Here is a 25992-nt window from a genome sequence, read left to right on the forward strand (position 1 = left end):
CGATGGCTATCCGGACCAAGGGAAATACGAATGCGCACGGCGATTTACGCCCGTTTCAGCAGCCAGTTGCAGAAGGACTCCTCGATCGAGGATCAGGTTCGCGTCTGCACGGAACGCGCTGAGCGCGAGGGCTGGACGGTCACGGCCGTCTTTTCAGACTATGCGATTTCGGGCGCCGTGCGCGATCGACCGGGCCTGAATGCCCTGATCGAGCATGTTCGCGGCGGCGGCGCCGAACAAGTCATGGCTGAGGCGATCGACCGGCTCTCACGCGATCAGGAAGATCTCGCCGGCATTCACAAGCGCATTCGCTTTCTTGGCGCGCGGATCTTCACCCTGTCCGAAGGACAGGTGGACGAACTGCAAATCGGCTTCAAGGGCACGATGGCCAGCCTGTTCCGCAAGGATCTGGCCGACAAGATCAAGCGCGGCCAGGGCGGGCGCGTGGCCGCCGGCCGCACCCCGGGCAACATCGTCTATGGCTACCGCAAAGTGCACCGCCTGGACGCCCGCGGTGAAGCGGAACGCGGCCTGCGCGAGATCGATCCCGACCAGGCCGAAATCGTGCGGAGGATCTACGCCGAATACATCGCCGGCGAATCGCCGCTCGCGATCGCGCGCCGGCTGAATGCCGAAGGCGTGCCCTCCCCGTCCGGTGGAAGCTGGAACGTCAGCGCCATCAACGGCGATGCCGTGCGCGGCAACGGAATCCTGTGCAACGAAATCTACATGGGCCAGCTGGTGTACAACCGCACCACGATGGTCCGCGATCCGGACACGCGAAAGCGCGTTCCCCGGGTCAATCCCGCAGAACAGTGGCAGCGCCAGGCCGTACCGCACCTGCGCATTGTCGATGATGAAAGCTGGGATGCTGTTCGCCGGCGCAAGAGCCACCGCGAGAACTGGGACTTCAACAAGCAGCGCCGCCCGAAGCGACTGCTATCCGGCCTGGTCAAATGCGGCCAGTGCGGCGGCCCTGTCGTCGTGATCGGCAGCGAAAAGTGGGGCTGCTCGAACACCCGGCGTTCCGGCACCTGCAAGAACCGCCGCACGATCGACAGCAATGTTCTGGAATCCCGCGTCCTCGCCGGTCTGCGCCGCGAGCTGCTGAGCCCCGAACGGGTGAGCATCGTCGTGAAGGCATATCACCAGCACCGCACCCGCCTCGATCGCGAAGCGCATGAAGCCGCGGCGCATAACCGCAAGCGCATCGAGGAACTGGAAAAGCAGATCGGCAACCTAGTCGGCGCGATCGCGGCCGGCGCCGGCGACGTGCCCGAAATCGTGACAGCCCTTCAGCGCGCCCGGGCCGAGCGTGATCAGCTGAGCGAGGCGATCGGATCGGCCGACGCCGCCCAGGTCATCAGCCTCCACCCGGCAATCGCCGAAGCGTACCGCAACGCCGTGGAGAACATCACGCGCCATCTGGAAGGTGACGAAGAATCGGCCCGCACCGCGCGCGCAGCACTGCGCACGCTGATTGACGCCGTGGTCCTCACACCCAAGGAAAACGGCCGCGGAATGGATATCGATCTGGAAGGAAGGCTCGAAAACATCGTAGGCCTCGCAACCGGCGAAACCCCGCGTGAGCGTGAAGGTATGTTACAAGTGGTAGCGGAGGAGGGACTCGAACCCCCGACACGCGGATTATGATTCCGCTGCTCTAACCAGCTGAGCTACTCCGCCATACCAAGACCACTTCATGAGTGGCTCTGCATGGTGCCGCGGGGAGCGCCCCGGGCAGGTGCGTGCCTCTAAGGGGAAGGTTGCCCGCGGTCAACACCCAAAAAGCACTTTAGCCGCGAAATTTTACGATGCGAATTTCCCGCCAGAGCCCCTCCTCCCACGCGTAGAGCCCGAAGCCCCGGAACCGGAACGAAACGGGCGCCAGTTCCGCCTGCAATCGGGCCTGCAAGGCCTGCGCCTGCGCCGAGGATACCTTGTTCTGCACCGTCACATGCAATCGCAGCGCTCGGCTGTCCTGAACCGTGAGCAGGCCGTGCATGCGATCGGCGATCCGCGCATGCAGGTCTTCCATCGCCGGGCTATGAACCGCCAGCGCCGTGCCGCGCTCCAGCTTCATCAGCCCTGAAATCCGTGCAGGCGGCGGCGCCGAGCGCGCAAGCTCGCCGAGAATCGCCATGAGTTCGGCCTCCACGGACGGCGGCAAGGCGTGAAACAGCGTGACATGCGCCCGCAACCGGTTGCGCTCCGGGGGATAATGCGCCCGGCGCAGGCCATCGGCCCAGCCCAGCACGTCGGCGGGCAGCTCCGCGGTAACCAGCAACGGCGCACCGGGTCGGCGCTCGCTTGCCAGGATCTCACCCTCTCTGTTCATGCCTGCTCCCGTCTCCCCCTCCTCGATAGCGGACGATTCCCGCTCCAACCACGAGCGGATTGTCAGCGGGCAGCCCGTGCGGCAGAATCGCCCTATCCTATGGTGGTGCCCCCAGGGAGAGCAACATGCGCAGGTTCTGGATCATCGCCTCCGGCATCCTGTTGTGGAACCTGCTGGGCGATGCCGCCTACTTCATGCAGGCCAGCACCGATCTCGACGAACTGGCCCGAACCGACCCGGTTGCCGCGCAGGCCTTCATGCAGATGCCCGCCTGGGCCTGGGGCGCCTATGCGATCGCCGTATGGAGCGGAACCCTGGGCGCGCTCCTGCTGCTGATGCGTCGCGGCAGCGCCTGGGCGTTCTTTGCCCTGTCGCTTGCCGGGGTGATCGTGCAGTTCGGCTGGAGCTTCCTCGATTTCGGAATGCTCGGCGCCAAGGGGCCGGCGGCGGCGATCTTTCCGCTGATGATCCTCGTAATCGCCGCCGCCTCGGTTGCCTATGCCCGGCGCAAGCGGGCAGACGGCACGCTCCATTGACGCGCCCTGCGGACAAAAACGTAGGGGCAGCGGGCGACTGCCCCCTGCCCCTCGATAGCCTGCTCAGAGACTGTCTGGAAATTCGGAAAAGGCGAATTTCACGGCATCAGCCCGCCCCCAAACTGCCCTAATCCGGCAGCTTTCAAACGGAGCCTCAGATCTCGCCGCGCGCGCGGCGGATCGCGAACCACTTCTTTACGTTCTCGTTGTGCTCGGCCAGCGTCGAAGCAAATGCGTGGCCACCGGTCCCGTCGGCAACCATGTAGAGCGCCCCGGTCTTGGCCGGATGCAACACCGCCTCGATAGAGGCCTTGCCCGGGTTGGTGATCGGGTACTTGGGCAGGCCGGGCATCGAGTAGGTATTGTAGTCGTTGACCGCGCGGATCTCCGACTGGAGGATCCGGCGACCGAGCGGCTTGCCCCGGGTGATCGGGTAGATGATCGTGGGATCGGCCTGCAACGGCATGCCGATGCGCAGGCGGTTGGAATAGAGCCCGGCCACCATCGTCCGCTCGGAGGGCTTGCCGGTTTCCTTCTCGACGATCGAGGCGAGAATGACGGCCTGCTCCGGCGTCTTGACGACCAGCCCCTCGTCGCGCTTGTCCCACAGTTCGGCCAGGGTCCGCCGCATGGCCGCCTGCATGCGGCGCAGCACGTCCTCGCGGGCCTCGCCTTTGCCGAAGGCGTAGCTGTCCGGCAGGATCGAGCCCTCGTCCGGCACGGCGATGTCACCGGTCAGACCGCTCTGCGCCATCAGCCGTTCCTGCACCATGATCGAGGGCATGCCCTCCGGCACGGTGACAAAGCGGCGGATCACATCGTCGCTGGAGATGATCGCCAGAATGCGCGAGGAACTGGCGTGCGCGGGAATGGCGAACTCGCCCGCCTTGATCGCGCCGCCGCCGCCGAACACGCGGGCGCGCAGCGCAAAGCCGCTGGCAGAGCGGATCGCGCCCTGTTTTTCCAGCCGCTCGGCCACCGAGGCGAGGCTCGCCCCGTTGGGAACAATGAAATGGGTGTCCTTCGCGAGCGGGCCGGAACCGTACCAGCCGCCCACGAAGGACCAGAGGGCGATCACCGCCGACAGGCCGATGGCCGCGACGATAAACCAGTTGCGCCGCGACATCATCGCCTCTTCAGCCTTTCGCGATCAGTCGATCTTGCGCATCACCAGGCTGGCATTGGTGCCGCCGAAGCCGAACGAGTTGTTCAGCACCGCGCGCACTTCACGCTTGCGCGCGACATGCGGAACCAGGTCGACGCCCTCGGTGCCCTCGTCCGGGGTGTCGAGATTGAGCGTGGGCGGCACGATCTGGTCGCGCATCGCCAGGATGCAGAAGATCGATTCGACCGCGCCGGCACCGCCAAGCAGGTGGCCGATGGCCGACTTGGTCGAGCTCATCGAGACCGAGCCGATGGCATCGCCGAACAGGCGGCGCACGGCGCCCAGTTCGATGGTATCGGCCATGGTCGAAGTGCCGTGGGCGTTGATGTAATCGATGTCGGCCGGGGTCATGCCCGCCTTCTTCAGCGCCATCTGCATCGAGCGGTAGGCGCCGTCGCCGTCCGGGTGCGGAGCGGTGACGTGGAAGGCATCGCCCGAAAGGCCGTAGCCGATCACTTCGCAGTAGATCTTCGCGCCGCGGGCCTTGGCGTGTTCGTACTCCTCGAGCACGAGAACGCCGGCACCCTCGCCCATGACGAAGCCGTCACGATCCTTGTCGTAGGGGCGGCTCGCCTGTTCGGGGCGGTCGTTGTAGCTGCAGTTGAGCGCGCGGGCCTGCGCGAAACCGGCAATGCCGATCGGGCAGACGGTCGATTCGGCGCCGCCTGCCAGCATGATGTCGGCATCGCCGTCCTTGATCATGCGAGCGGCATCGCCGATCGAGTGGGCGCCGGTCGAGCAGGCGGTGACGACCGCGTGGTTCGGACCCTTGAGGCCGTACTTGATCGAGACCTGGCCCGAGATCAGGTTGATCAGGCGGCCATGGACGAAGTGCGGCGAGACACGGCCCGGCCCCTTTTCGGCCAGGACCAGCGATTCGCTTTCGATGCCCGGCAGACCGCCGATGCCCGAACCGATCGAGCAACCGGCCATGAGCTTGTCTTCCTCGCTCATGTCGGTGAGACCGGCGTCCTCGAGCGCCTGGCCTGCGGCATCGATGCCGAAGACGATGAAGGGATCGACCTGGCGCTGGATCTTGTGATCGACGCGCTTGCCGGCATCGAACCCGTACTCATGATCGGCCGGCTTCACTTCGCAGGCGATCTGGCACTTCTGGTCCGAAGCATCGAACTTGGTGATCGGACCCGCACCGCTCTTGCTAGCAAGGATGTTGGCCCAGGTGGTCTCGACATCAGCCCCGAGCGGGGTGACCAGACCAAGACCGGTTACGACGACGCGACGCATTCACGCTCTCCAAAACTCAAATAGGCCGTGGTTGCACCGCTGGAAACTCCACCGGCAGAAACGGCAACAGGCCCGCCCCCTTAGAGGTCGAGCCTGTCGATTTCAATCCGTGAGTGGACACAAGGCGTCCCGGCCGAGACCGGAAACGCCATTGCGACCGCAGGCCGGATCAGCCCTTGTTCTCTTCGATGTACTTGATCGCATCGGAGACGGTGCTGATCTTTTCAGCTGCATCGTCCGGGATCTCGACGCCGAATTCTTCTTCGAACGCCATGACCAGCTCGACGATGTCGAGCGAGTCAGCGCCCAGATCGTCGATGAAGCTTGCTTCTTCGGTGACCTTGTCGGCTTCCACGCCGAGGTGCTCGACGACGATCTTCTTAACCCGATCGGCGGTATCGCTCATGTGAATAGACCCCTTCAAAAATCGGTCGGTATTGTATCTCGCCAGCCGCCCTAATGATTGGGCGGGGCGCTGGCAAGCCTCGCGCGCAAGTTGGTGCCGTCGCGCGAGGCATCGCAGGCGTCCTTATCGACCTGCGCCGGGCTTTTCCAGCCCATATCGCCCATTCTTGCGCCGCCTCGGCGAAAAAGACCCCGGAAAACCGGGGCCTTCCCTTAGCGGCAAACAGCCTGCCGTCAGGCCGCCGGCTTCTGCGGCTCGACCACACGCATGTGCAGTTCGCGCAGTTGCTTGGGCTCGGCCGGGGTCGGCGCGCCCATCAGCAGGTCTTCGGCGCGCTGGTTCATCGGGAACAGCGCCACTTCACGCAGGTTCTGCGCGCCGCAGAGCAGCATCACGATGCGGTCGACACCGGCCGCCATGCCGCCGTGCGGCGGGGCGCCGTACTGGAAGGCGCGGTAGAGGCCGCCGAAGCGCTCCTCGACGTCGGCCTTGGTGAGGCCGACCATCTCGAAGGCCTTGACCATCAGTTCCGGCGACTGGTTACGGATCGAGCCCGAGGCGATTTCGAAGCCGTTGCAGACGAGGTCGTACTGGTACGCCTTGATCGTCAGCGGGTCCTGGCCTTCCAGCGCTTCCATGCCGCCCTGCGGCATCGAGAACGGGTTGTGCGCGAAGTCGACCTTCTTGTTGTCCTCGTCCCATTCGTAGAACGGGAAGTCGACGATCCAGCACAGCTCGAAGCGGTCCTTGTCGATGAGGTCCAGCTGCTCGCCGGTGCGGATGCGGGCAAGACCGGCCAGCTTGGCAGCCTGCTCTTCCTTGCCGGCGGCGAAGAACACGCCGTCGTTCGGGCCAAGGCCCAGCGCCTCGATCAGCGCCGCGGTCTTTTCCTCGCCGTGGTTCTTGGCGATCGGGCCGCCGGGGACGCCGTCCTTGATGTTGATGTAGCCAAGGCCCGAATAGCCCTCGCCGCGCGCCCAGACGTTCATGTCGTCGAAGAACTTGCGGCTGCCCGCGCCCGCACCCGGAGCCGGGATCGCGCGGATCACGCCGCCGTTTGCGACGATGCCCGCGAAGATGCCGAAGCCCGATTCGACGAAGTGCCCGGTCACGTCCTTGATGATCAGCGGGTTGCGCAGATCAGGCTTGTCCGAACCGTAGTCCAGCATCGACTGCGCGTGCGGAATGCGGCGGAAGCTGCCTGCCGGGGTGACCGGCTTGCCTTCGGCGAAGTCGGCAAAGACGCTCTGCAGCACCGGCTCCATGGTTTCCCAGATCTCTTCCTGGGTCACGAAGCTCATTTCGAGGTCGAGCTGGTAGAACTCGCCCGGCAGACGGTCGGCGCGCGGGTCCTCGTCGCGGAAGCAGGGGGCAATCTGGAAGTAGCGGTCGAAACCGGCGACCATCAGCAGCTGCTTGTACTGCTGCGGCGCCTGCGGCAGCGCATAGAACTTGCCCGCGTGGATGCGGCTGGGCACCAGGAAGTCGCGCGCGCCTTCGGGCGAGGAGGCGGTGAGGATCGGCGTCGCGTATTCGGTGAAGCCGATGCCTTCCATCTTGCGGCGCATGTCCGAGATGATCTTGGTGCGCTTGACGATGTTGGCGTGCAGCGTCTCGCGGCGCAGGTCGAGGAAGCGATAGCGCAGGCGGATGTCCTCGGGATATTCCTGCTCGCCGGCCACCGGCATCGGCAGTTCCTCGGCCTTCGCCTGGACGGTCACGGCGCGGGCATAGACCTCGATCTCGCCGGTCGGCAGGTTCGGGTTCACGGTCGAGGCGCTGCGGGCCTTCACTTCGCCTTCGATGGTGACCACCGATTCGACGCGCAGCGAATCGAGCACGGCCAGCGCCGGGCTGTCGCTGTCGGTGACGATCTGGGTGATACCGTAGTGATCGCGCAGATCGACGAAGAGGACGCCGCCGTGATCGCGCTTGCGATGCACCCAGCCCGAGAGGCGGACGGACTGGCCGACCTCGGCAGCGGTCAGGGCGCCGCAGGTGTGGGAGCGATAGGGATGAGTCATGGCGGGCTCGCGCTTCTCTTGATCTGAAACAGGTTGCAAGCCGTGCCCCCTAGTCGAGTGGCCGGATTATTTCCAGATGGGGATTTGCATTCGCCGGGTTTGTCCCGCGCGGGGCGGCGCAGAAGGCGGGCACGGTAACCCGGTATCAACCATTGCGGAGCTATCCCGGCATCAAAGGGTCTCATGGAGAAAGATAATGCTTGCGGACGTCACGGTCGACGGCAGGCCGGAAAGCCAGTTCCGCCTCGCGATCGAGTCCATGCTGCGCGCCGGCGACGCCGACCAGGCCGCCCGCGCGCTCAAGGCCGAACTCGGCTACTTGTGCGGCCAGGGTCAGCCCCTGCCCGCGCGCTTCCGGTTCATCGCCGCCTCGGAACTCGAAGTCACCGGCTGGGACCGCCTGATCGAACGGATCGGCGAACTCGACAGCCCCGGCGACCCGATCACCGCGATCGGCATCGATGTCTGCGGAATGCAGGCGGGCTTCGGCGGCGCCCCCACCCTCGCATTCGAGACCACATATTATACCGACCAGGCCTGGGGCTTCTCCCACGCCGACCGCGACGGACTCTGCGCCGGCTATACCGGCACGACCAATGCCTGGCAGGGGGCTTTCGAGGATCTCGACGACACCTTGCGGGTAGCCGGGCTCGACGATCTCAACGCCGTGATCGCCGCGCTTGAGAACCATTGCCGCAGCGGCAGCGCAACACCGGAGGAACAGCGCGGCTTCGTGGTCGGCGCCTGTTATCTTGCCGTGCTGGTCCACCAGGCCGTGCGCGACAAGGTTGCCGCCGAGGGACTTCCCCGCGCCATGGCAGTGCTGGTGGGCAGCAACGAGGCCTATCCCTGGTTCGAGGCCCCGGCCGCGACCGCGCGCGATGGCTTCGTGTCGGCCGAACCGGCGCCCACCGCGCGCGGGATCGGCGCCGTGCTGGAGCGCCGCCCGCTGGATCTGGGCGCGCATCTTGCCGCGATGCCCGCGCCGCGCCCACACCTGCCCTCTGCGGACCTGACCTCTTCGGATCTGGCCTCTTCGGATCTTGCGCGGCCCGACCCGCTGCCGTCCGACCTGCAGCCCACCGAACTCCCGGCGCCGATCTTCGACACCGGCCGCGCGCCTTTCGCACCGCCGCTGGCGCAGGAAGAGGCATCGACCGAGACCGCGCAGCCCCTGTTCGGCGCCTCCCTGCAGCCCCCGTCCACCGACGAGCCGCCCGCCAGCGTGTTCCGCCAGTTCCCGCAGGCACAGGAACGGATCGACTTTGGCGCCGCCGATTTCGAGGCAGCCGGCTTCGACGACTGGCCCGCCGAAACACAGCACCATGACCTCGAAAGCGAGGAAATGGAGGAGCTGGCCGCGACCGACGCCGCAACCGACTATGCCGCGCTCGACGGCCTGCGCATGGCGGCGACCGCCACGCCTGCGGCGGCCCCTCTCCCGGTTCTCGAACCCGCACGCGAACCGGCGCCGGCCCATGAGGACGAGGAAGCGCTGCACCTGCCGCCGCCGGGCATCCACGTCACCGGCACCCAGCTGCGCCGCCGCTTCGTCGACCGCGAGACCATCGCCATCGAGGAAGAGCGTCCGGCCAGCCTGTTAAGCAGCCTGCTCGAACGCCTGTTCGGCAAAAAATAGCGTCGCCGCCGGATTTCTCCGACAAAACTGAGAGTCGGACCGGTCGGGGAGATTGATCCCCCGCCCGGTTCGGCGTAACGCCGCAGTCGCAATGATCATTCACCCGCTTATTACAAAGACGGAAGAGCTCTCCGCTCTGTGCGAACGCCTCGCGAAATCGGATTTCGTGACGGTGGATACCGAGTTCATGCGCGAGAACACCTATTGGCCCGAACTCTGCCTCGTGCAGATCGCCAATACCGAGGAAGCCGCCGCCGTCGATCCGAAGGCGGACGGGCTCGACCTGTCTCCGCTGCTCGACCTGCTGACCGACAACGAGGACGTGCTCAAGGTCTTCCACGCCGGCGGCCAGGACGTCGAAATCATCTACAACTTCACCGGCCGTACCCCGCACCCGATCTTCGACACGCAGATCGCGATGATGGCAATCAGCCAGTCGGAGCAGATCGGCTATTCGAACCTGGTCGAATCGTGGCAGGGCCTGACCATCGACAAGGGCGCCCGCTTCACCGACTGGTCGCGCCGCCCGCTGACCGAACGCCAGATCGAATACGCCATCGGCGACGTCACCCATCTGGCCAAGATCTTCCCCAAGATCCTCAAGCGCCTGATGAAGACCGGCCGCGGCCAGTGGCTCGACCAGGAAATGGAAAAGCTGGCCGATCCGGCCAACTACCGCAACGATCCCACCGAGGCGTGGAAGCGCATCAAGGCCGCCGGCCGCAACGCCGCCATGCTCGGCCGCCTCAAGGCCATCGCCGAATGGCGCGAGATCGAGGCGCAGGGCAAGAACATCCCGCGCGGCCGCATCGCCCGCGACGAGACACTGGCCGACCTCGCCAGCCACCCGCCCAAGCAGCAGTCGGACCTTGCCAAGGTGCGCGGCCTCTCGCAGGGCTGGAAGGACAACGACATCGGCAAGCGCCTGATGAACACCATCGCCAAGTCGTCGCCGCTGACCGATGACGAGATGCCGCCGCGCGCCCCGCGCGGTGCGCCGCTCGGCAAGGAAGGCTCGCTGGTGGCGGACCTGCTCAAGCTGCTGCTCAAGATCCGTGCGCGCGAGATCGACGTGGCCGCCCGCCTGCTGGCGCGCAGCGAAGACCTCGAACTGCTGGCCGCCGGCGTGCGCAAGAACCTGCCGATCCTGGAAGGCTGGCGCTACGAAGTCTTCGGCCATGACGCGCTCGACCTCGTCGAGGGCAAGCTCGCCTTCGCGGTCGTCGACGGCAAGCTGAAGATGACTCGTGTCGAAGATGCGGAGGAGGTGCCGGTCACCGAGTGACCGGCCTGCCCCCAATTCACGGACCGCGCGCAAATGGTTGGCGAAGCGCCCCTCTTCGTGCGATAGCCCGCGCGTGACCGTCTATCAGCCCACGCTCAAGCAGCTTCAGTACCTTGTCTCGCTTCATGAGCATGGCCATTTCGGCCGTGCCGCGGATGCCTGCTTCGTCTCGCAGTCCACGCTTTCGGCGGGCCTGCGCGATCTGGAGGCGCTGCTCGGCGTCACCCTGGTCGAACGCACCAAGCGCGCGGTGCGCTTCACCCCGCTGGGCAATGCCGTCGTCGAAAAAGCCCACCGCATCCTGCGCGAGACCGAGGAACTGTCCGATCTCGTGCAGTCGAGTGGAAAGCCGCTCTCGGGCGAAGTGCGCATGAGCGTGATCCCGACGATCGCGCCGTTCCTGCTACCCCGCATGCTGCCGCGCCTGCGCCGCGAGCGCCCGAACCTCAAGCTGTTCCTGCGCGAGGAACCCAGCCAGGCCGCCATCGAATCGCTCCACCACGGCCGCGCCGACTGCGTGCTGCTCGCCCTGCCCTACGCCACCGGCGAAGTGGAGAAGGAGACCATCGAGCTGGATGCCTTCTACGTCGCTTTCCCCAGCGACGATCCGCGCAACCCGCCCGAGGAAGTCGGCCCCGACATCATCGACGAGCATCGCCTGCTGCTGCTGGAAGACGGGCACTGTCTGAAAGACCACGCACTGGCGGCCTGCAACCGCCCGGAACTGCGCGCTTCGGCGACGATGATCGGCACCAGCCTGCACACCCTGGTGCAGATGGTCGACAACGGGCTCGGCCTGACGATGCTGCCGGAAATGGCCATCGATGCCGGTATCCTGAACGGCACCAATGTGGTCGCCCGCCCGCTCAATTCCCCCCACGCCAACCGCGAGATCGCGCTGGTCTGGCGCCGCAATTCGCCGCGCGCGGAAGAATTCCGGCTGCTCGCGGACGAACTGCGCGCCGGTTAGGGCGTTTTCCGATCCGACCCCGTCGGGTCAATTGCTCCAGGATTTTGTGTCTGGGCGGTTTCCGGTTCGTCAGGTGGTTCCACCTGATGAACCCGAAACCGCGCTAACCCCGGCGGCGCAGCCCCTGCAGCGCCATGCCAACCGAAGCGATGGCGATGCCCAGCATCGTCACCCCGCTCCAGCCCCAGTGGTGCCAGACCACCGTCGCCGCGCCCGAACTCACCGCACCGGCCAGGAACATCGTGCCCATGTAGACGGTGTTGATGCGCGAGCGCGCTTCGGGACGCAGGGCATAGATGATGCTCTGGTTGGAAATCTGGCTGGCCTGGATCGCGAAGTCGAGCACCAGGACGCCGATCACCAGCCCGGCGATCGAGGTCCAGAATGCAAAGATCAGCCAGGAAGCCAGCGTGAACGCGCTTGCCGCCACGATCACCATGTGCGGCCCCCGGCGATCGGCGATCCGGCCCGCGATCGGCGCGGCCAGCACCCCGGCTGCACCGAGAATACCGAACAGCCCGGCCACTTCCGACCCGAGCCCGAAGCGCGGTTCCTGCAAATGCAGTGCCAGGATCGTCCAGAACACGCTGAACACGCCGAACTGGGTGCACTGAGTGAAGGTGGCGAGGCGCAGCGCGGGAAATTCGCGCCACAGCCCCCAGAGCGAGACCAGCAGCCCGCCATAGCCCATGCCCGCAGGCTTGGGCTGGCTGCGCGGCAATTGCCAGGCGAGCAGCCCGGCAGTTCCCAGCGCCAGCGGCACCGCCAGCGCGAACATCGCCCGCCAGCCGAACTCGGCGCCCACGAATCCGGCCAGGGTGCGGCTCAGGAGGATGCCGCAGAGCAGCCCGGCCATGACCGTTCCGACCACCGAGCCGCGCTTGTCCTCCGGCGCGAGGTTCGCCGCAAGCGGCACGATCTGCTGCGCCACCGAGGCGAGCAGGCCGACCACCAGCGATGCCGCCAGCACCATCGCCCCGCTCGGCGCCGCGGCGACCAGCGCCAGTCCGATCGCCAGGGCAATGCACTGGAGGACGATCAGCCGCTTGCGCTCGACCAGATCGCCGAGGGGAACCAGCAGCACGAGGCCCGCCGCATAGCCCAGCTGCGTGGCGGTCGGCACGTAGGTGATCGCGGCGCCGGGAACATCACGCTCCATCAGGCCGAGCATGGGCTGGCCGTAATAGATGTTGGCGACCGTCAGCCCCGCCGAGGCCGCCAGCGCGAACACCAGCGCGCGACCGAATTTCCGAGGCTTCGGATCCGGATTGCGGAACTGGGCGGCAAGCAGGCGACGAGAGGCGGTGATGGGATTCATCCTTGCGATAGTGATGTCCCCCGACTGCGCAGCCACCTGACGCAGGCAAACGCTTGAGCCAAACGCAACAAGCGCACTCCGAATAGCGTTTTTTGCAACCAGAGGCGGGCCATCGCTCCTGCCGCGAGGAGCCAGCCGCTCATGTTCGCAGGGCGCGATCGCCGCGCTCAATCCATGTGCTTGAGGCCGACCCGCAGGTAGTCCCAGCCGGTGATCAGCGTCAGCACGGCCGCGCCCCACAAGGTGGTCAGACCCACCGTGTGCGGCACATTGATCGCCAGCGCGCCGAGATCGAGGTTCCACCACGGCATCGCGGCGCCGAGAATCAGCGCACCGAGCGAGATCATCTGGAACGTCGTCTTCCACTTGGCGAGCCGGCTGACCGGCACCGAAACCTGCAATCCGCCGAGGAATTCACGCAGCCCCGAAACCGCGATCTCGCGCACGAGAATGATCAGCCCGGCGATGACATGCATGTCGCCCACGTAAGGGCCGGTGAGGACACCCTGCGCAGTCAGCACGAGGATCACCGCCGCGACCATGATCTTGTCGGCGATCGGATCGAGGAACACGCCGAGCTTGGACACCGCCCCGCTCGACCGGGCGAGATAGCCGTCGAAATAGTCGGTAATGCCCATCAGGCAGTAGAGCGCGAAAGCCAGACCATAGCCGAATTCCCATTTCGGCCACCACAGCAGGAAGGCCAGAAGCGGCATCGCGACAATGCGGGAGAGCGTGAGGATATTCGGCAAGGTAAGCATCGCCGCATAGCCATAGCGGCGATGTGCGCGTTTGAGAATGGAGGAGTGACAAAAGAGCCATCGGTTTTTCGGACGAAATCGGGGGAATGCGAATTGTTGCGGGGGGCTCCTCCCCCCGCGTCACCGCTGCCATGGACCTGCCGCACCCAAGAAAAAGCCGATCAGGGCTTGTGCGCTCGCCCTGTGGCATTAAGTGTCCCGGCACGAAGAGTGAGGCCGCCGATTTTTCCAACGACATGACCACGACGACCAAACTCATCCGCGCGAGGCGTTTCCTGCCGCTGTTCGTCACCCAGTTGCTCGGGGCGTTCAACGACAACCTGTTCAAGAACGCCATGGTGCTTTTCGTGGTCTATGGGGTCTACAACTCCGAGGCCGCCGAAGCCCGTTTCAGCGCACTGGCCTCGGGCATTTTCGTGATCCCGTTCTTCCTGCTCTCCGCGCTCGCCGGGCAACTGGCCGACATGCGCGACAAGGCGAAGATCATCCGCGTCATCAAGGCCTGCGAAATCGCGATCATGGTCGTGGGCGGCACCGGCCTCGCGCTGGCCTGGCAACATGTCGCGCTCGACGCGCTGGCGATTCCGCTGATGCTGCTCGCGCTCTTCGCGATGGGCGTGCATTCGACCTTCTTCGGGCCGATCAAGTACGCGATCCTGCCCCAGCACCTACGCGAAGGCGAAGTGCTTTCGGGCACCGGGCTGGTCGAGGCGGGAACCTATATCGCGGTGCTGGCCGGCACCATCGTTGCCGGCTGGATCAGCGTCGACCACGCCGCCATCCTGGTCGTGATCATCGCGATCCTCGGCTATGTCGCCGGCCGCAAGGTGCCTTCCGCCCCGCCGATGTGCACGCCCGAACCACTCGATTTCCATGTCCTGCGCGCCTCGATCCGGCTCGTGCGCACGACGCTCAGTGATCGCCGCGTGTTCCTCGCGGTCTGCTCGATCAGCTTCTTCTGGGCGATCGGCACCGTGCTGTTCATCCAGTTCCCGCCGCTGACCAAGAACATCCTCAATGCCAGCAAGGAAGTGGCCAGCCTGTTCCTGGTGATCTTCTCGGTGGGCGTGGCGATCGGCTCAATGGCGATCAATGCCCTGCTCAAGGGCACCGTTTCGGCGCGCTGGTCGCCGATCTCGGTGATCGGCATGGGCGCCTTCCTGATCGCCTTCCAGGAAGTCTGCGCGATCTGGCCGGGCCATCTGGCCACGGACCCGCTGATGAACGTCAGCACGTTCCTGGTCCAGCCGCTGGCACTGGCCTTGCTCGGCACGCTGCTGGGCATCGCGATCTGCGGCGGCATGTTTGTCGTGCCGCTCTATGCCTTCCTGACGACCTTCGTCGACAAGTCGCTGACGGCGCGGACGATTGCCGCGAACAATATCGTCAACTCCGGCGCGATGGTGGTCGGCGCATTGGTGACCGGCGTGATGACCTGGCTGGGACTGCCGGTGGTGCAGCAAATGATGGTCGTGGCGATTGCCTGCGGCGCCTCTGCCTGGCTCGGCTACCTGTTGTTCCGCGCCGAGAAGTCGGCCCACACGGCCTGAGTGCGGGGGCTGACCGCGCCGCATGACTGCGGGGGCTGATGCCGACCTGCAATCAGGCGATGAAGACCACGATCGCGACCAGCGAAGCGCAATAGGCGGACAGGAAGCCGCGCCAATCAGCGCCGCTGAGCCGCCAGGCACAGCGTGCCTGCTCGTTTTCAGCCGCCTCGACATCCGCCGGAAACGGCGCCGTGCAGACGCGGGGAGAAAGCGTGCGCCGGAACGGATGCCGGGCGGATTCGCTGGTGAGCACAAGCGTGCGGCGTTGCAATCGTCTCATGGCGGCAAGATTAAGACTTTGTTTACCGTCTTGCCAGACACCCGAAACGGGACATCCCAAATCGGGACGGACGCGCCGCAAATCGCGCTTTCAAACCTTTAACATCCAAGGATTTCTCAAAAGAAAGGGCCGCCTTTCGGCAGCCCTTTCGAACGTCGATGAAGGATAGGCCGGTCAGATACGGTCGCCAAGCGCGCCCTTGACCTTGCCGAGGCCCTGCTGAAGCTCGCCCTTCTTTTCCTGGACCTTGCCCTCGGCCTTCTGCGCCGGGTCATTGCGGACATCGCCCGCGACCTGCTTGGCATTACCGGCGATCTCGTTACCGAGGCCCTTGATGGTGTCCTTGAGCTGTCCCATGGCTGTTCTCCTTGGTCTGGCGCGGCAAACTATCGCCGCGTTCACAAAGGGAAAAGCGATTGGCCCGCGGCTCGGTTGCCGCCGCTGCGCCGAACCGTGCCGCGAGCGCGTTCAGCGTTCGGAGAGCGCCAGGATGTAGTCCCATTCCTCAGCCGTCACTTCCGCCACCGACAGACGCGAGAGCCGGATCATCTCCATTTCGGCAAGCCGGGGATCGGCCTTGATCTGCGCTAGCGTGACCGGACGCCGCAGCTTTCGCACCGGCTTGACCTTGACCGCCGCCCACTTGCCCTCCGCATCGCTGGGATCGGCGAGCCCCGACACGCTGATCACGGCGATGCCGACGATCTCCTTGCCGATGTTGGAATGGTAGAAGAACGCCTCGTCGCCCACTTCCATGGCGCGCAGGTTGTTGGCCGCACGGTGGTTGCGCACGCCGTCCCAGGTGCCCTCGCCTTCCTTGACGAGGTCGGCCCAGCCGTAGGCATCGGGTTCGGACTTCATCAGCCAGTAGCGCTTCGCCATCGCGAGCCTTTCGAATTTTGATTTGGGACAGAAACTTTTATGGGGCGACATAGCAATAGCAGCCGCGAAGACAACACCAGTGATTCGGCCCGTGCCAGTCGTTGATCTTCAAGCACTTCGACCGAATCCTGTTTGGAAGACCATGATGAACCTTGCCCAGATTCCCGTCCTCAGCCTCGAATCCGACCGCGCCGAATTTGCCGCGCGCATCGGCGAGAGCTTCCGCACCTTCGGTTTTGCCATGGTCCGCGACCATGGCATCGACCAGGCGCTGATCGACCGCGCCTGGGACCTGACCGCCCGCTTCTTCGCGCTGCCCGACGAGACGAAGCGCCAGTACTTCATCGCCGGCCAGGGCGGCGCGCGGGGCTACACCCCGTTCCGCACCGAAGTCGCCAAGGGCGCGACCGAGAAAGACCTCAAGGAATTCTGGCACGTCGGCCGCGACCTGCCCGCAGGCTCGCCGCTGGCCGCCTCGATGCCGCCGAACATCTGGCCCAACGAGATCGAAGGCTTCCAGGAGACCTTCACCGAACTTTACGCCCAGTTCGACAAGGCCGGCGCCGAAATCCTCTCCGCCATCGCGGTCGACCTCGGCCTCGACGCACGCTGGTTCGATCCGGCGATCGACGACGGCAACTCGGTCATGCGCCTGCTGCACTACCCGCCGGTGGGCGAAGGCGCGGGCGGCGCCATCCGCGCCGGCGCGCATGAGGACATCAACCTCATCACCCTGCTGCTCGGTGCCCAGGAAGCCGGGCTCGAACTGCTCGGCAAAAACGGCGAGTGGCTGTCGGTCGCCCCGCCCGAAGGCGCCGTGGTCATCAACATCGGCGACATGCTGCAGCGCCTGACCAACCACGTGCTGCCCTCGACCACGCACCGCGTCCGCAATCCCGAAGGCGCACGCGCCGCGCACAGCCGTTACTCGATGCCCTTCTTCCTGCACTTGCGCAGCGACTTCCCGTTCAAGACGCTGGAACAGTGCATCACTCCGGAAAACCCGGACCGTTACCCGGTGAGCATCACCGCTGACGACTATCTGCAGGAACGCCTGCGCGAGATCGGCCTCAAGGCCTGAAACCGGTGCCCCAGGGGAACGTCGCCAGGACGTCCCCCGGGCCCCTCCGGCTCCGGGGGACGCAAAACGGAGATGACCGGGAACTTTCAGCGAGGCATCGCCGTTTTACGACTTTTGTCTGATCGTCGGGGTTGAAAAATTTAACCAAAACTTCAACCCCACCGGATATCCCCCGGCCATGGGTAGCCGTTCTGGGGGGACACATCCCGTGAAGATTGCATTGGTCGCACAGCCGGATAACGCCGGCGATGATTTCGATGGCGACCGCCAGATCGACATCATCGCACTCGGCATCGTCACGGCCGCGATCCTTCTCTTCATCGCCACCGGCAGCGAAGTGGGCCCCGACGTCGTCAAGTCACTGCTCGGCCACGGCCCCGGCCCCGACAATTTCATCCTCAACGCCTTCCTGCTCAACGTGGCGATCATCATCTTCGGGTGGAGCCGCTATCGCCAGCTCTGCGAAGAGATCCAGCTGCGCAAGAAGGCCGAGCGCCAGGCCCGGCGCCTGGCCGAAACCGATCCGCTGACCGGCTTCCTCAACCGCCGCAGCTTCAACGACGCCGTCGACACGATGGTCCGCCAGGCCGCGCTCACCGGCGACCGCGCGGTGACGCTGATCATGATCGACCTCGACAATTTCAAGCAGGTCAACGACTTCAACGGCCACAACACCGGCGACCGGCTGCTCCAGGAATGCGCCAAACGCATCACCGGCTGCCTGCCCTCGCAGGCGCTGGTCAGCCGCATCGGCGGCGACGAGTTCGCCGTTGCCGTGGAGTTCGACCGCAACCGGGCAGACCGCATCGACGGCATCGCCGCCTCGCTGGTCGAAGCCATCGCCCAGAGCGCGACGATCAACGCCATCAGCATCGAGGTCACCGCCTCGATCGGCCTCGCCCGCAGCGACAGCCTCGCGCGCGGCGGCACCCTGCCCGACGCCCGCACCCTGCTCGAGATGGCGGACATCGCCATGTACCACTCCAAGCGCCAGGGCCGGAACAGCTACTTCTGGTTCGAAGCCCCGATGGCCGATGAGATGCGTTTCCGCAACGAACTCGAATACGGCATCCGCAAGGGCGTGGCGCGCGGCGAATTCGTGCCGTTCTACGAGCAGCAGATCGACCTGCAGACCGGTGAACTGACCGGCTTCGAGATGCTCGCGCGCTGGGATTCCCCCCAGTTCGGCATCGTCTCGCCCGACATCTTCATCCCCATCGCCGAGGAAATCGGCGTGATCGCCGAGCTTTCCGAAAGCGTGATCGCCCAGGCCCTGGAAGACGCCAAGGCCTGGGACCAGAAACTGACGCTGGCGGTCAACATCTCGCCGATCCAGCTGCGCGATCCCTGGTTTGCGCAGAAGCTGCTCAAGATCCTGCTGGAAGCCAATTTCCCGCCGCACCGGCTGGAAATCGAGATCACCGAATCGTGCCTGCACCAGAACCTGGCGCAAGTCCGCTCGCTGATCACCAGCCTCAAGAACCAGGGGATCACGATCAGCCTCGACGATTTCGGCACCGGCTACAGCTCGCTAGCGCAGCTGCGCAGCCTGCCGTTCGACCGCATCAAGATCGACCGCTCGTTCGTGTCCAGCATTGCCGAGAACAAGGACAGCGCCGCCATCGTCCATGCCATCGCCATGCTCGGCAAGGGCATGGACCTGCCGATCACCGCCGAGGGCATCGAGACCGGCGACGTGCTCGAACATTTGCTCAAGTACGACAAGATCAAGGGCCAGGGCTATCTTTACGGGCGCCCTCGCCCCGCCGCGGAGCTGGCCGAATGGCTCGGCACGATCGGCATCGTTGCCAACGGCGACGTGGCGCAGGAAGTGTTCTCGATCGCCCAGCAAGTGCCCAGGACCAGCGTCGGATAGCGCCCTCAAGACTGGACCTGAGGGCGCCGAACGCATACATCGCGCCCATGCGGATCGACTTCACCAAGATGCATGGGCTCGGCAACGACTTTGTCGTGCTCGATGGACGCACCGGCGCGCTGCCGCCGATCGACGCGGCCTTTGCCGCGGCGCTGGCGGACCGCCACACCGGCATCGGCTGCGACCAGCTGATCGTGCTGGCCCCGTCCGACCTCGGCGACTTCCAGATGCTGATCTTCAATGCCGACGGCAGCCAGGTGGAAGCCTGCGGCAATGCCACACGTGCGGTCGGCCTGCTTCATGGACGCCCCGCCACGATCGAGACGCTCGGCGGCATCGTCTCGACCACCCCCACCGACACCGGCATTTCCGTCGAGATGGGCAAGCCGCGCTTCGGCTGGCAGGACATCCCGCTCGGCTATGCGATGGACACCCACGCCATGCCGGTCGCCTGGGAGGAGCTGGTCAATCCCATCGCCGTCAACGTCGGCAATCCGCATGCGATCTTCTTCGTCGAGGATCCCTACCGCATCGACATGGCCCGCCTCGGCCCGCTGGTCGAGAACGACCCGATCTTCCCCGAGCGGGTAAACGTCAATGTTGCCGCCGTGACCGCGCGCGATGCCATCACGCTGCGCGTCTGGGAGCGCGGCGCCGGGCTTACCCGTGCCTGCGGCACCGGTGCCTGCGCAACGGCCATCGGCGCGATGAAGCGCGGCCTTGTCGACCGCAAGGTCACCGTAACCCTGCCCGGCGGCCCGCTCACCATCGAATGGCGCGGCGACGATGTGATCGTGATGACCGGCCCCGCCACCGAATCGTTCCGCGGCTCGTTCGAAACCGCCGACTACGGCATCCCGGACAAGGTCCCCGCTTGACCGTCGAAGTCCACTCGCTCGGCTGCCGCCTCAATATCTCCGAAAGCGAAACCCTGCGCGGCCTGCTTGGCGGCGCGGCCGAAGCCGCTGGGGATCTCGTGGTCGTCAATTCCTGCGCGGTCACGGCAGAAGCGGTGCGCCAGACGCGGCAGACGATCCGCCGCGCGCGCAAGGAACGGCCGGATGCGCGCCTCATCGTCACCGGCTGCGCGGCGGAAGTCGAGCGCGAGATGCTCTGCGCGATGCCGGAAGTGGACGGTATCGTCGCCAATGCCGCCAAGCTGGACCCGCGGGCCTGGAACGTGCCGGCCGCGCCGCCCGTGCGCCAGCACCGCGCCTATACGCGTGGTTTCGTGCAAGTGCAGAACGGCTGCGACCATGCCTGCACCTTCTGCGTGATCCCGCAAGGGCGCGGCCCCAGCCGCTCCTGCACCATCGCCGAAGTGCTGGCCGACATCGCCGTCCATGCCGACAAGGGCGTACAGGAAGTCGTGCTGACCGGCGTCGACCTCACCTCGTGGGGCGGCGACCTCGACGGCGCGCCGCGCCTGGGCTCGCTCTGCGAGGCGATCCTCGCCCGCTTCCCTGCCCTGCCGCGCCTGCGCCTCTCCTCGATCGACGGCGCGGAAGTGGATGCCCGGCTGTTCGAGCTGCTGGCCAGCGAAGCGCGGCTGATGCCGCATGTCCACCTCTCGCTCCAGCACGGCGACGACCTGATCCTTAAGCGCATGAAGCGGCGCCACAGCCGCGCCGAGGCCGTGACGCTGGTCAGCAACCTCAAGGCCCGCCGCCCGGACATCGCGATCGGCGCCGACCTCATCGCCGGTTTCCCGACCGAGAGCGAGGAGGCCCACGCCGCAAACCTGTCCATCGTGCGCGCACTCGATGTGGTGCATGGCCATGTCTTCCCTTATTCGCCGCGCCCCGGCACCCCCGCCGCGCGCATGCCCGCGGTGGACGGTGCCACCATCCGCCGCCGCGCCGCGCAGCTGCGCGAGGCGATTGCCGAAACCCGCGCACGCTGGCTTGCCGGTCTCATCGGCCAGCCGCTATCGGTGCTTGCCGAAAGAGGCGGCACCGGCCATGCGCAGAACTACGCGAAAGTCCGCGTGCCCGAATCCGTTCCGGCCGGCACGCTGGTCCGCGTCACGCCCGCAAGGGTAGTCGAAGGAATACTGGAAGCATGAGTACCGACGGCCAGAACCCTGAAACTCTGGGGGCTGAACGCGACTGGTCCGACCGCCTGTTCGGCGGTTTTCGCAAGACCACCGAACGCCTGAGCGAGAACCTGTCCGGCATCGTCGGCAAGACCACGCTGGAAGAAGCGCAGCTCGACGACATCGAGGACGCGCTGATCATGTCGGACCTCGGCCCCCGGGCCGCCGCCCGCATCCGCGCCCGTCTTGCCGCCGAACGCTTCGAGCGGGATGCCGACGAGCGCGCGATCATGGAAGTTGTCGCCCGCGAGATCGCCGAGATCCTGCGTCCGGTGGCCAAGCCGCTCGACGTCGTCGCCTTCCCGCGCCCGCAGGTGATCCTGGTCATCGGCGTCAACGGATCGGGCAAGACGACCACGATCGCCAAACTCGCGCACTTGTTCCAGGAGCAGGACTATTCGGTCATGCTCGCCGCCGGTGACACCTTCCGCGCAGCCGCCATCGGCCAGCTCGGCGTCTGGGCGGACCGCCTGGGCATTCCGCTGGTCAAGGGCCCCGAGGGCGGCGACCCGGCCTCGATCGTGTTCGACGCGGTCAAGGCCGCGACCGAACAGGGCATCGACGCACTGATCGTCGACACCGCCGGCCGCCTCCAGAACAAGCGCGAACTGATGGACGAGCTGTCCAAGATCCGCCGCGTGCTCGGCCGCCTCAATCCCGAGGCGCCGCACGACGTGGTGCTGGTGCTCGACGCCACCAACGGCCAGAACGCGCTCTCGCAGATCGAGATCTTCAAGGAAGTGGCGGGCGTTTCCGGCCTGATCATGACCAAGCTCGACGGCACCGCGCGCGGCGGCGTCCTCGTCGCGGCGGCCGAACAGTATGGCCTGCCGATCCACGCCATTGGCGTCGGCGAGAAGATCGACGACCTGCGCCCCTTCAACCCGGACCTGCTGGCCCGCGTGATTGCCGGGATCGCCTGATGACCACGGAATCCGCCGCTCCCCAGAAGCCGAAATCGAGCTGGGTCAACCTCGTCGTCGATTTTGGCCCGCTGCTGGTCTTTTTCCTCGCCTACAAGCATTTCTCGCCGCCGGGGGACGCCAATCCGGTGGCGACCGTCACCGCCGTCATCAAGGGCACCATGGCCTTCATGGTGGCGACCGTGATCGCGCTGGGCCTGTCGAAATGGCGGCTTGGCCATATCTCGCCGATGCTCTGGCTGACGACCGTGCTGATCGTCGGCTTCGGCGCCCTCACCGTGGTGTTCCACGATGCCTTCTGGATCCAGATCAAGCCCACCGCCGTCTACCTGATGTTCGCGGGCGTGCTGTTCTTCGGCCTCATGCGCGGCAAGCCGATGCTCAAAGTCCTGCTCCAGTCCGCCTTCGAGGGCCTCAGCGACGAAGGCTGGCTCAAGCTCTCGCGCAACTGGGCGTGGTTCTTCCTGTTCCTGGCGGTGCTCAACACCGCACTAGTCTTCACCGTCAGCTTCGAGGCCTGGCTTCAGGCCAAGCTCTGGGGCTTCACCGTGCTGTCCTTCGTCTTCACTTTCTCGCAGCTGCCGATGGTGCTGAAGCACGGCATGGGCGAGGCGGCGAAGGAAGAAGTGATCGAGAACCCGCCGCACGACTGACGCGCGCGTCTGACGCGCACGACAGAGACGCATGCCAGCGGCCCTGGGGCGGCGAGCATGATGCCGCCGCCGTTCCATCGGGCCGTCCATGAACGGCCCGGCAGCAGCAGGGTACCAGCGGGACCGCATGCAGACCATCGATACCATCGTCATCGTCGGCCGCACCAACAGGGCACGGGAATCCGACGCGATCCGAAGCATGGTCAACTGCCTCCATAGCGAAGGCTATGCGCTGCATTGGTTCGAATCGAAATACCGCACCTCCTACGACCGCATGACCGAATGGATCGATCGCCACTGCCCGGTCGTCAGCACATCGAATCGCGGCAGATTTCAGCGTCTACGCCGCGCCGTGCGCTTGGCCTTGCGACTGGCGCTGATCGCAGGTGACCGTCATCGCCTGGATCACGGCTACGCCATCCGGCACGGCATCATCGCCAATGAGGCGCGTGAACTCGGCTTGCTGCTCGACGGGATGGCCAAAGGCTCGATCGGACTGATCACCCACTCCGCGGGTGGCATAGCGGCCACCCGCATCGCCGCGCATCCCGCGATCGCCGCGATTGCCTGCTTCGGTTACCCGTTCCAACACCCCGACAATCCGCCCGAAGCGTACCGCACGCAGCATCTGCCCGGCGTGAACAAACCCATGCTGCTGCTGCAAGGCGAGCGGGATCCCTATGGCAATGATCCCGTGGTGCTGAAGGACAGGCTGCCCGGCCATGCCCGGATCACGATGCTTGCCTGCGATCACGATTGCGACAGACTGGAAACCAGCGAATTCGAACGCGCCTTGCGTACCTTGCGAGCGCTCTTCGATGGAACTGCCGCCCGCACGGCCTGACGCGTTTCCAGACCACGTTTCGCTGCATGGCGACGGGGCATGGTCCATGCAACGTGCACGGACCATGCCCCAGCATAGCCGGTTGGTCAGATCTCCAGCTGGCTGCCCAGTTCCACCACGCGGTTGGTCGGCAGGCGGAAGAACTCCATGGCGCTGGCGGCATTGCGCATCATCCAGGCGAAGAGCTTTTCGCGCCAGATCGCCATGCCGGGCTTGGAGGAAGGCACCAGGGTCTGGCGCGAGAGGAAGAAGCTGGTCTTCATCATCTCGAACGGACCGCCGCAGATCTCGTAATGGGCGAGCGCGGCCGGCACGTCGGTCTCCTCCATGAAGCCGTAGCGCAGCGTCATGCGGTAGAAACCCTGACCCAGCTCGGTCATCGAATAACGCTCGGCAGGCTCGACATAGGGCACGTCCTGCACCTCGACCGTCAGCACCACCACACGCTCATGCAGCACCTTGTTGTGCTTGATGTTGTGCAGCAGCGCCGAAGGCACCCCGGCGTTGGTCGAGGCCATGAAGATCGCCGTGCCCGGCACGCGCGCGGCCGAGCCATGCGCGCTCTTGGCAAAGACGTTGAGCGGCAGCGCCGCCTCGGTCATGCGTTCGCGCATCAGGCGGCGGCCCTTGTTCCACGTCGTCAGCAAGGTGAAGGCGATGCCGCCGATCATCAGCGGGAACCAGCCGCCATCCTTGATCTTGGTGGCGTTGGCCGCGAAGTAGGCGCCATCGACCACGAAGAAGGTGACGATCACCGGGATCGCCTGCCACAGCTTCCAGCGCCACAGCACGATCAGCAGCACGCTCATCAGACAGGTGTCGATCAGCATCGCCCCGGTCACCGCGATGCCGTAGGCGGAGGCGAGGTTCGACGAGTTCTGGAACACCAGGACCAGCACGATCACCCCGGTCATCAGCGCCCAGTTGACGAAGGGAATATAGATCTGGCCGACTTCGTGCTCGCTGGTGTGGCGGGTCGAAAGGCGGGGAATGAAGCCCAGCTGCATCGCCTGGTGGGTGATCGAGAACGCGCCCGAGATCACCGCCTGACTGGCGATAAAGGTGGCGCAGGTCGCCAGGATCACCAGCGGCAGGCGCAGGTTCTCGGGGGCGAGATGGAAGAACGGGTTCTCCATCGCCTCGGCCGCCGACGCATCGTCGAGGCCCAGGATCATCGCCGCCTGGCCGAAATAGTTGATCAGCAGGCACGGCATGACGAAACCGAACCACGAGAGGCGCAGCGGACCGCGGCCGAAGTGGCCCATGTCCGAATAGAGCGCCTCAGCGCCGGTCACCGCCAGCACCACCGAACCCAGTGCGAGGAAGCCCAGCACCTTGTCGGTCATGAAGAACTGGATCGCGTACCACGGGTTCAGCGCCACCAGCACATGGGGCAACTGCACCAGATGGTAGATGCCCAGCACCGCCAGCACCGTGAAGTAGACCACCATGACCGGCGCGAACAGCGCCCCGACTTTGGCCGTACCGCTCTTCTGGATGACAAACAGCGCCACCAGCAGCACCAGCGCGATCGGCAGCACGAAAGGCGCAAGGTCGCTCTGAACCACGGTCAGGCCCTCGACCGCGGATAGCACCGAGACGGCAGGGGTGATCATCGAATCGCCGTAGAACAGCGAGGTCGCAAAGACGCCCAGCAGCACCACCAGCGGGCCCCATCGCGACTTGCGGATCACGCCCGAGATCAGCGCCACGAGCGCAAGGCTGCCGCCCTGCCCCTTGTTGTCCGCCCGCATCAGGATGCCGACGTACTGGACCGACACGACCAGCGTCATCGACCAGAAGATCAGGCTGACGACGCCGAGGATGTGCAGTTCGTCGATCGCCAGCGGATGCGGGCCGACGAAGGTTTCGCGAAAGGCGTAAAGCGGGCTCGTGCCGATATCGCCGAAGACGACCCCGACGGCGCCGAGCGCCAGCTTGGTGATATTTCCGGAGCCATGCCCCCCGGCAGGCGTTTTCCGGCCTGTAGCCGGATCGATCACTGTCGGGACCTCAGCGGTATCCGAACTTGCAACACTCATTCCAGCGCCCCGTAATGGCCTTGTCGGGTGATGGCATCGGATAACGATGTCATGCCGCGACAAGCGCCCGCCGTTAGCA

Annotated in this window: 25 protein-coding genes, 1 tRNA gene and 1 pseudogene; 13 read left to right on the plus strand and 14 right to left on the minus strand. The window is 65.6% G+C overall.

Features of this window, described 5'->3' with window-relative positions; translation table 11 throughout:
* Positions 1-30: 30 nt before the first annotated feature.
* A pseudogene (locus tag OKA11_RS24700) lies at positions 31-1038 on the plus strand (recombinase family protein); the annotation flags it as partial.
* Here the strand turns inward: OKA11_RS24700 and OKA11_RS18805 are convergent.
* The 4 genes from OKA11_RS18805 to OKA11_RS18820 all read right to left on the minus strand — a co-directional run bounded on the left by OKA11_RS18805 (position 940) and on the right by OKA11_RS18820 (position 2386).
* Positions 940-1182 (minus strand): hypothetical protein, encoded by a 243-nt coding sequence (locus OKA11_RS18805; RefSeq protein WP_267223150.1) that lies wholly within the window; start codon positions 1180-1182, stop codon positions 940-942. The pseudogene OKA11_RS24700 and the gene OKA11_RS18805 sit on opposite strands and share 99 nt — an antisense overlap.
* A gap of 57 nt (positions 1183-1239) precedes the next feature.
* Positions 1240-1425, minus strand: a complete 186-nt coding sequence (locus OKA11_RS18810; protein WP_267223152.1) for a hypothetical protein — start codon at positions 1423-1425, stop codon at positions 1240-1242.
* A 184-nt stretch (positions 1426-1609) separates the two neighbouring features.
* Positions 1610-1686 (minus strand) — tRNA-Met (locus tag OKA11_RS18815).
* A 109-nt stretch (positions 1687-1795) separates the two neighbouring features.
* Positions 1796-2386 carry a 2'-5' RNA ligase family protein gene (locus OKA11_RS18820; protein WP_267223155.1) on the minus strand — a complete coding sequence of 197 codons (591 nt, stop codon included), beginning with the start codon at positions 2384-2386 and terminating at the stop codon, positions 1796-1798.
* A gap of 77 nt (positions 2387-2463) precedes the next feature.
* On the opposite strand from OKA11_RS18820, the gene OKA11_RS18825 reads away from it, so the two are divergent.
* On the plus strand, positions 2464-2874 hold the full coding sequence (locus OKA11_RS18825; protein ID WP_267223156.1) for a sugar transporter: 411 nt from the start codon (positions 2464-2466) through the stop codon (positions 2872-2874).
* A gap of 154 nt (positions 2875-3028) precedes the next feature.
* Here OKA11_RS18825 and mltG read toward each other — a convergent pair whose 3' ends face one another.
* The 4 genes from mltG to aspS form a co-directional block, all read right to left on the minus strand.
* Positions 3029-4003: an endolytic transglycosylase MltG gene (mltG, locus tag OKA11_RS18830; RefSeq protein ID WP_267223158.1), complete on the minus strand. Its 975-nt coding sequence runs from the start codon at positions 4001-4003 to the stop codon at positions 3029-3031.
* Between the two features lie 21 nt (positions 4004-4024).
* On the minus strand, positions 4025-5284 hold the full coding sequence (fabF, locus tag OKA11_RS18835) for a beta-ketoacyl-ACP synthase II (protein WP_267223160.1): 1260 nt from the start codon (positions 5282-5284) through the stop codon (positions 4025-4027).
* Between the two features lie 169 nt (positions 5285-5453).
* Positions 5454-5690 (minus strand): acyl carrier protein, encoded by a 237-nt coding sequence (locus tag OKA11_RS18840; RefSeq protein ID WP_007013838.1) that lies wholly within the window; start codon positions 5688-5690, stop codon positions 5454-5456.
* A gap of 233 nt (positions 5691-5923) precedes the next feature.
* Complete coding sequence (gene aspS / locus OKA11_RS18845; protein ID WP_267223170.1) at positions 5924-7714, minus strand: aspartate--tRNA ligase; 1791 nt, start codon at positions 7712-7714, stop codon at positions 5924-5926.
* Positions 7715-7910: 196 nt separating this feature from the next.
* Here aspS and OKA11_RS18850 point away from each other — a divergent pair, with 196 nt between their 5' ends.
* From OKA11_RS18850 to OKA11_RS18860, 3 genes are all read left to right on the plus strand, one after another.
* On the plus strand, positions 7911-9353 hold the full coding sequence (locus tag OKA11_RS18850) for a hypothetical protein (RefSeq protein WP_267223171.1): 1443 nt from the start codon (positions 7911-7913) through the stop codon (positions 9351-9353).
* A gap of 91 nt (positions 9354-9444) precedes the next feature.
* Positions 9445-10638, plus strand: coding sequence for a ribonuclease D (gene rnd / locus OKA11_RS18855; protein ID WP_267223173.1), 1194 nt, complete (start codon positions 9445-9447; stop codon positions 10636-10638).
* A 73-nt stretch (positions 10639-10711) separates the two neighbouring features.
* Positions 10712-11608: a hydrogen peroxide-inducible genes activator gene (locus tag OKA11_RS18860; protein WP_267223175.1), complete on the plus strand. Its 897-nt coding sequence runs from the start codon at positions 10712-10714 to the stop codon at positions 11606-11608.
* A 103-nt stretch (positions 11609-11711) separates the two neighbouring features.
* On the opposite strand, the gene OKA11_RS18865 is transcribed toward OKA11_RS18860, so the two are convergent.
* Positions 11712-12926, minus strand: coding sequence for an MFS transporter (locus OKA11_RS18865; protein WP_267223176.1), 1215 nt, complete (start codon positions 12924-12926; stop codon positions 11712-11714).
* A gap of 167 nt (positions 12927-13093) precedes the next feature.
* Positions 13094-13687 carry a CDP-diacylglycerol--glycerol-3-phosphate 3-phosphatidyltransferase gene (pgsA, locus tag OKA11_RS18870; protein ID WP_267223178.1) on the minus strand — a complete coding sequence of 198 codons (594 nt, stop codon included), beginning with the start codon at positions 13685-13687 and terminating at the stop codon, positions 13094-13096.
* 236 nt (positions 13688-13923) lie between these two features.
* Between pgsA and OKA11_RS18875 the strand changes: the two genes are divergently transcribed.
* The gene (locus OKA11_RS18875; protein WP_267223180.1) at positions 13924-15237 is read left to right on the plus strand and encodes an MFS transporter; all 1314 of its coding nucleotides are present in this window, start codon (positions 13924-13926) and stop codon (positions 15235-15237) included.
* 52 nt (positions 15238-15289) lie between these two features.
* Here the strand turns inward: OKA11_RS18875 and OKA11_RS18880 are convergent, their stop codons facing one another.
* The 3 genes from OKA11_RS18880 to OKA11_RS18890 all read right to left on the minus strand — a co-directional run bounded on the left by OKA11_RS18880 (position 15290) and on the right by OKA11_RS18890 (position 16399).
* Complete coding sequence (locus tag OKA11_RS18880) at positions 15290-15517, minus strand: hypothetical protein (protein WP_267223182.1); 228 nt, start codon at positions 15515-15517, stop codon at positions 15290-15292.
* 174 nt (positions 15518-15691) lie between these two features.
* The gene (locus OKA11_RS18885; protein ID WP_267223184.1) at positions 15692-15874 is read right to left on the minus strand and encodes a CsbD family protein; all 183 of its coding nucleotides are present in this window, start codon (positions 15872-15874) and stop codon (positions 15692-15694) included.
* Between the two features lie 111 nt (positions 15875-15985).
* Positions 15986-16399 (minus strand): EVE domain-containing protein, encoded by a 414-nt coding sequence (locus OKA11_RS18890; protein WP_267223186.1) that lies wholly within the window; start codon positions 16397-16399, stop codon positions 15986-15988.
* A gap of 145 nt (positions 16400-16544) precedes the next feature.
* Here OKA11_RS18890 and OKA11_RS18895 point away from each other — a divergent pair, with 145 nt between their 5' ends.
* The 7 genes from OKA11_RS18895 (at position 16545) to OKA11_RS18925 (ending at position 23871) form a co-directional block, all read left to right on the plus strand.
* Positions 16545-17480, plus strand: coding sequence for an isopenicillin N synthase family dioxygenase (locus OKA11_RS18895; RefSeq protein ID WP_267223188.1), 936 nt, complete (start codon positions 16545-16547; stop codon positions 17478-17480).
* Between the two features lie 208 nt (positions 17481-17688).
* Entirely contained in the window at positions 17689-19356 is a 1668-nt protein-coding gene (locus OKA11_RS18900) for a putative bifunctional diguanylate cyclase/phosphodiesterase (RefSeq protein WP_267223190.1), read from the plus strand.
* Between the two features lie 47 nt (positions 19357-19403).
* Positions 19404-20234, plus strand: a complete 831-nt coding sequence (gene dapF / locus OKA11_RS18905) for a diaminopimelate epimerase (protein WP_267223193.1) — start codon at positions 19404-19406, stop codon at positions 20232-20234.
* Complete coding sequence (locus OKA11_RS18910; protein ID WP_267223195.1) at positions 20231-21421, plus strand: MiaB/RimO family radical SAM methylthiotransferase; 1191 nt, start codon at positions 20231-20233, stop codon at positions 21419-21421. The genes dapF and OKA11_RS18910 overlap by 4 nt, the downstream gene beginning before the upstream one ends.
* A complete protein-coding gene (gene ftsY / locus OKA11_RS18915) occupies positions 21418-22374 on the plus strand; it encodes a signal recognition particle-docking protein FtsY (RefSeq protein ID WP_267223197.1) in 957 nt (318 codons plus the stop codon). The genes OKA11_RS18910 and ftsY overlap by 4 nt, the downstream gene beginning before the upstream one ends.
* Complete coding sequence (locus tag OKA11_RS18920; RefSeq protein ID WP_267223200.1) at positions 22374-23027, plus strand: inner membrane-spanning protein YciB; 654 nt, start codon at positions 22374-22376, stop codon at positions 23025-23027. The genes ftsY and OKA11_RS18920 overlap by 1 nt, the downstream gene beginning before the upstream one ends.
* A 127-nt stretch (positions 23028-23154) precedes the next feature.
* Positions 23155-23871: an alpha/beta family hydrolase gene (locus OKA11_RS18925; protein WP_267223202.1), complete on the plus strand. Its 717-nt coding sequence runs from the start codon at positions 23155-23157 to the stop codon at positions 23869-23871.
* Between the two features lie 86 nt (positions 23872-23957).
* On the opposite strand, the gene OKA11_RS18930 is transcribed toward OKA11_RS18925, so the two are convergent.
* On the minus strand, positions 23958-25913 hold the full coding sequence (locus OKA11_RS18930; RefSeq protein ID WP_267223205.1) for a potassium transporter Kup: 1956 nt from the start codon (positions 25911-25913) through the stop codon (positions 23958-23960).
* Positions 25914-25992 lie beyond the last annotated feature (79 nt).

The sequence above is a fragment of the Novosphingobium clariflavum genome (assembly GCF_026420865.1).
Taxonomy (GTDB): Bacteria; Pseudomonadota; Alphaproteobacteria; order Sphingomonadales; family Sphingomonadaceae; genus Novosphingobium; species Novosphingobium clariflavum.

Coding starts and splice junctions, on each gene's coding strand:
- ftsY (WP_267223197.1), top strand. CDS start 21,418: ATGAGTACCGACGGCCAGAACCCTGAAACTCTGGGGGCTGAACGCGAC.
- OKA11_RS18925 (WP_267223202.1), top strand. CDS start 23,155: ATGCAGACCATCGATACCATCGTCATCGTCGGCCGCACCAACAGGGCA.
- pgsA (WP_267223178.1), bottom strand. CDS start 13,687: ATGCTTACCTTGCCGAATATCCTCACGCTCTCCCGCATTGTCGCGATG.
- fabF (WP_267223160.1), bottom strand. CDS start 5,284: ATGCGTCGCGTCGTCGTAACCGGTCTTGGTCTGGTCACCCCGCTCGGG.
- OKA11_RS18810 (WP_267223152.1), bottom strand. CDS start 1,425: ATGGCGCGTGATGTTCTCCACGGCGTTGCGGTACGCTTCGGCGATTGC.
- OKA11_RS18805 (WP_267223150.1), bottom strand. CDS start 1,182: ATGCGCTTCGCGATCGAGGCGGGTGCGGTGCTGGTGATATGCCTTCAC.
- OKA11_RS18825 (WP_267223156.1), top strand. CDS start 2,464: ATGCGCAGGTTCTGGATCATCGCCTCCGGCATCCTGTTGTGGAACCTG.
- OKA11_RS18920 (WP_267223200.1), top strand. CDS start 22,374: ATGACCACGGAATCCGCCGCTCCCCAGAAGCCGAAATCGAGCTGGGTC.
- OKA11_RS18875 (WP_267223180.1), top strand. CDS start 13,924: ATGACCACGACGACCAAACTCATCCGCGCGAGGCGTTTCCTGCCGCTG.
- aspS (WP_267223170.1), bottom strand. CDS start 7,714: ATGACTCATCCCTATCGCTCCCACACCTGCGGCGCCCTGACCGCTGCC.
- OKA11_RS18930 (WP_267223205.1), bottom strand. CDS start 25,913: ATGAGTGTTGCAAGTTCGGATACCGCTGAGGTCCCGACAGTGATCGAT.
- OKA11_RS18895 (WP_267223188.1), top strand. CDS start 16,545: ATGAACCTTGCCCAGATTCCCGTCCTCAGCCTCGAATCCGACCGCGCC.
- OKA11_RS18865 (WP_267223176.1), bottom strand. CDS start 12,926: ATGAATCCCATCACCGCCTCTCGTCGCCTGCTTGCCGCCCAGTTCCGC.
- OKA11_RS18850 (WP_267223171.1), top strand. CDS start 7,911: ATGCTTGCGGACGTCACGGTCGACGGCAGGCCGGAAAGCCAGTTCCGC.
- mltG (WP_267223158.1), bottom strand. CDS start 4,003: ATGATGTCGCGGCGCAACTGGTTTATCGTCGCGGCCATCGGCCTGTCG.
- OKA11_RS18880 (WP_267223182.1), bottom strand. CDS start 15,517: ATGAGACGATTGCAACGCCGCACGCTTGTGCTCACCAGCGAATCCGCC.
- dapF (WP_267223193.1), top strand. CDS start 19,404: ATGCGGATCGACTTCACCAAGATGCATGGGCTCGGCAACGACTTTGTC.
- rnd (WP_267223173.1), top strand. CDS start 9,445: ATGATCATTCACCCGCTTATTACAAAGACGGAAGAGCTCTCCGCTCTG.
- OKA11_RS18840 (WP_007013838.1), bottom strand. CDS start 5,690: ATGAGCGATACCGCCGATCGGGTTAAGAAGATCGTCGTCGAGCACCTC.
- OKA11_RS18885 (WP_267223184.1), bottom strand. CDS start 15,874: ATGGGACAGCTCAAGGACACCATCAAGGGCCTCGGTAACGAGATCGCC.
- OKA11_RS18890 (WP_267223186.1), bottom strand. CDS start 16,399: ATGGCGAAGCGCTACTGGCTGATGAAGTCCGAACCCGATGCCTACGGC.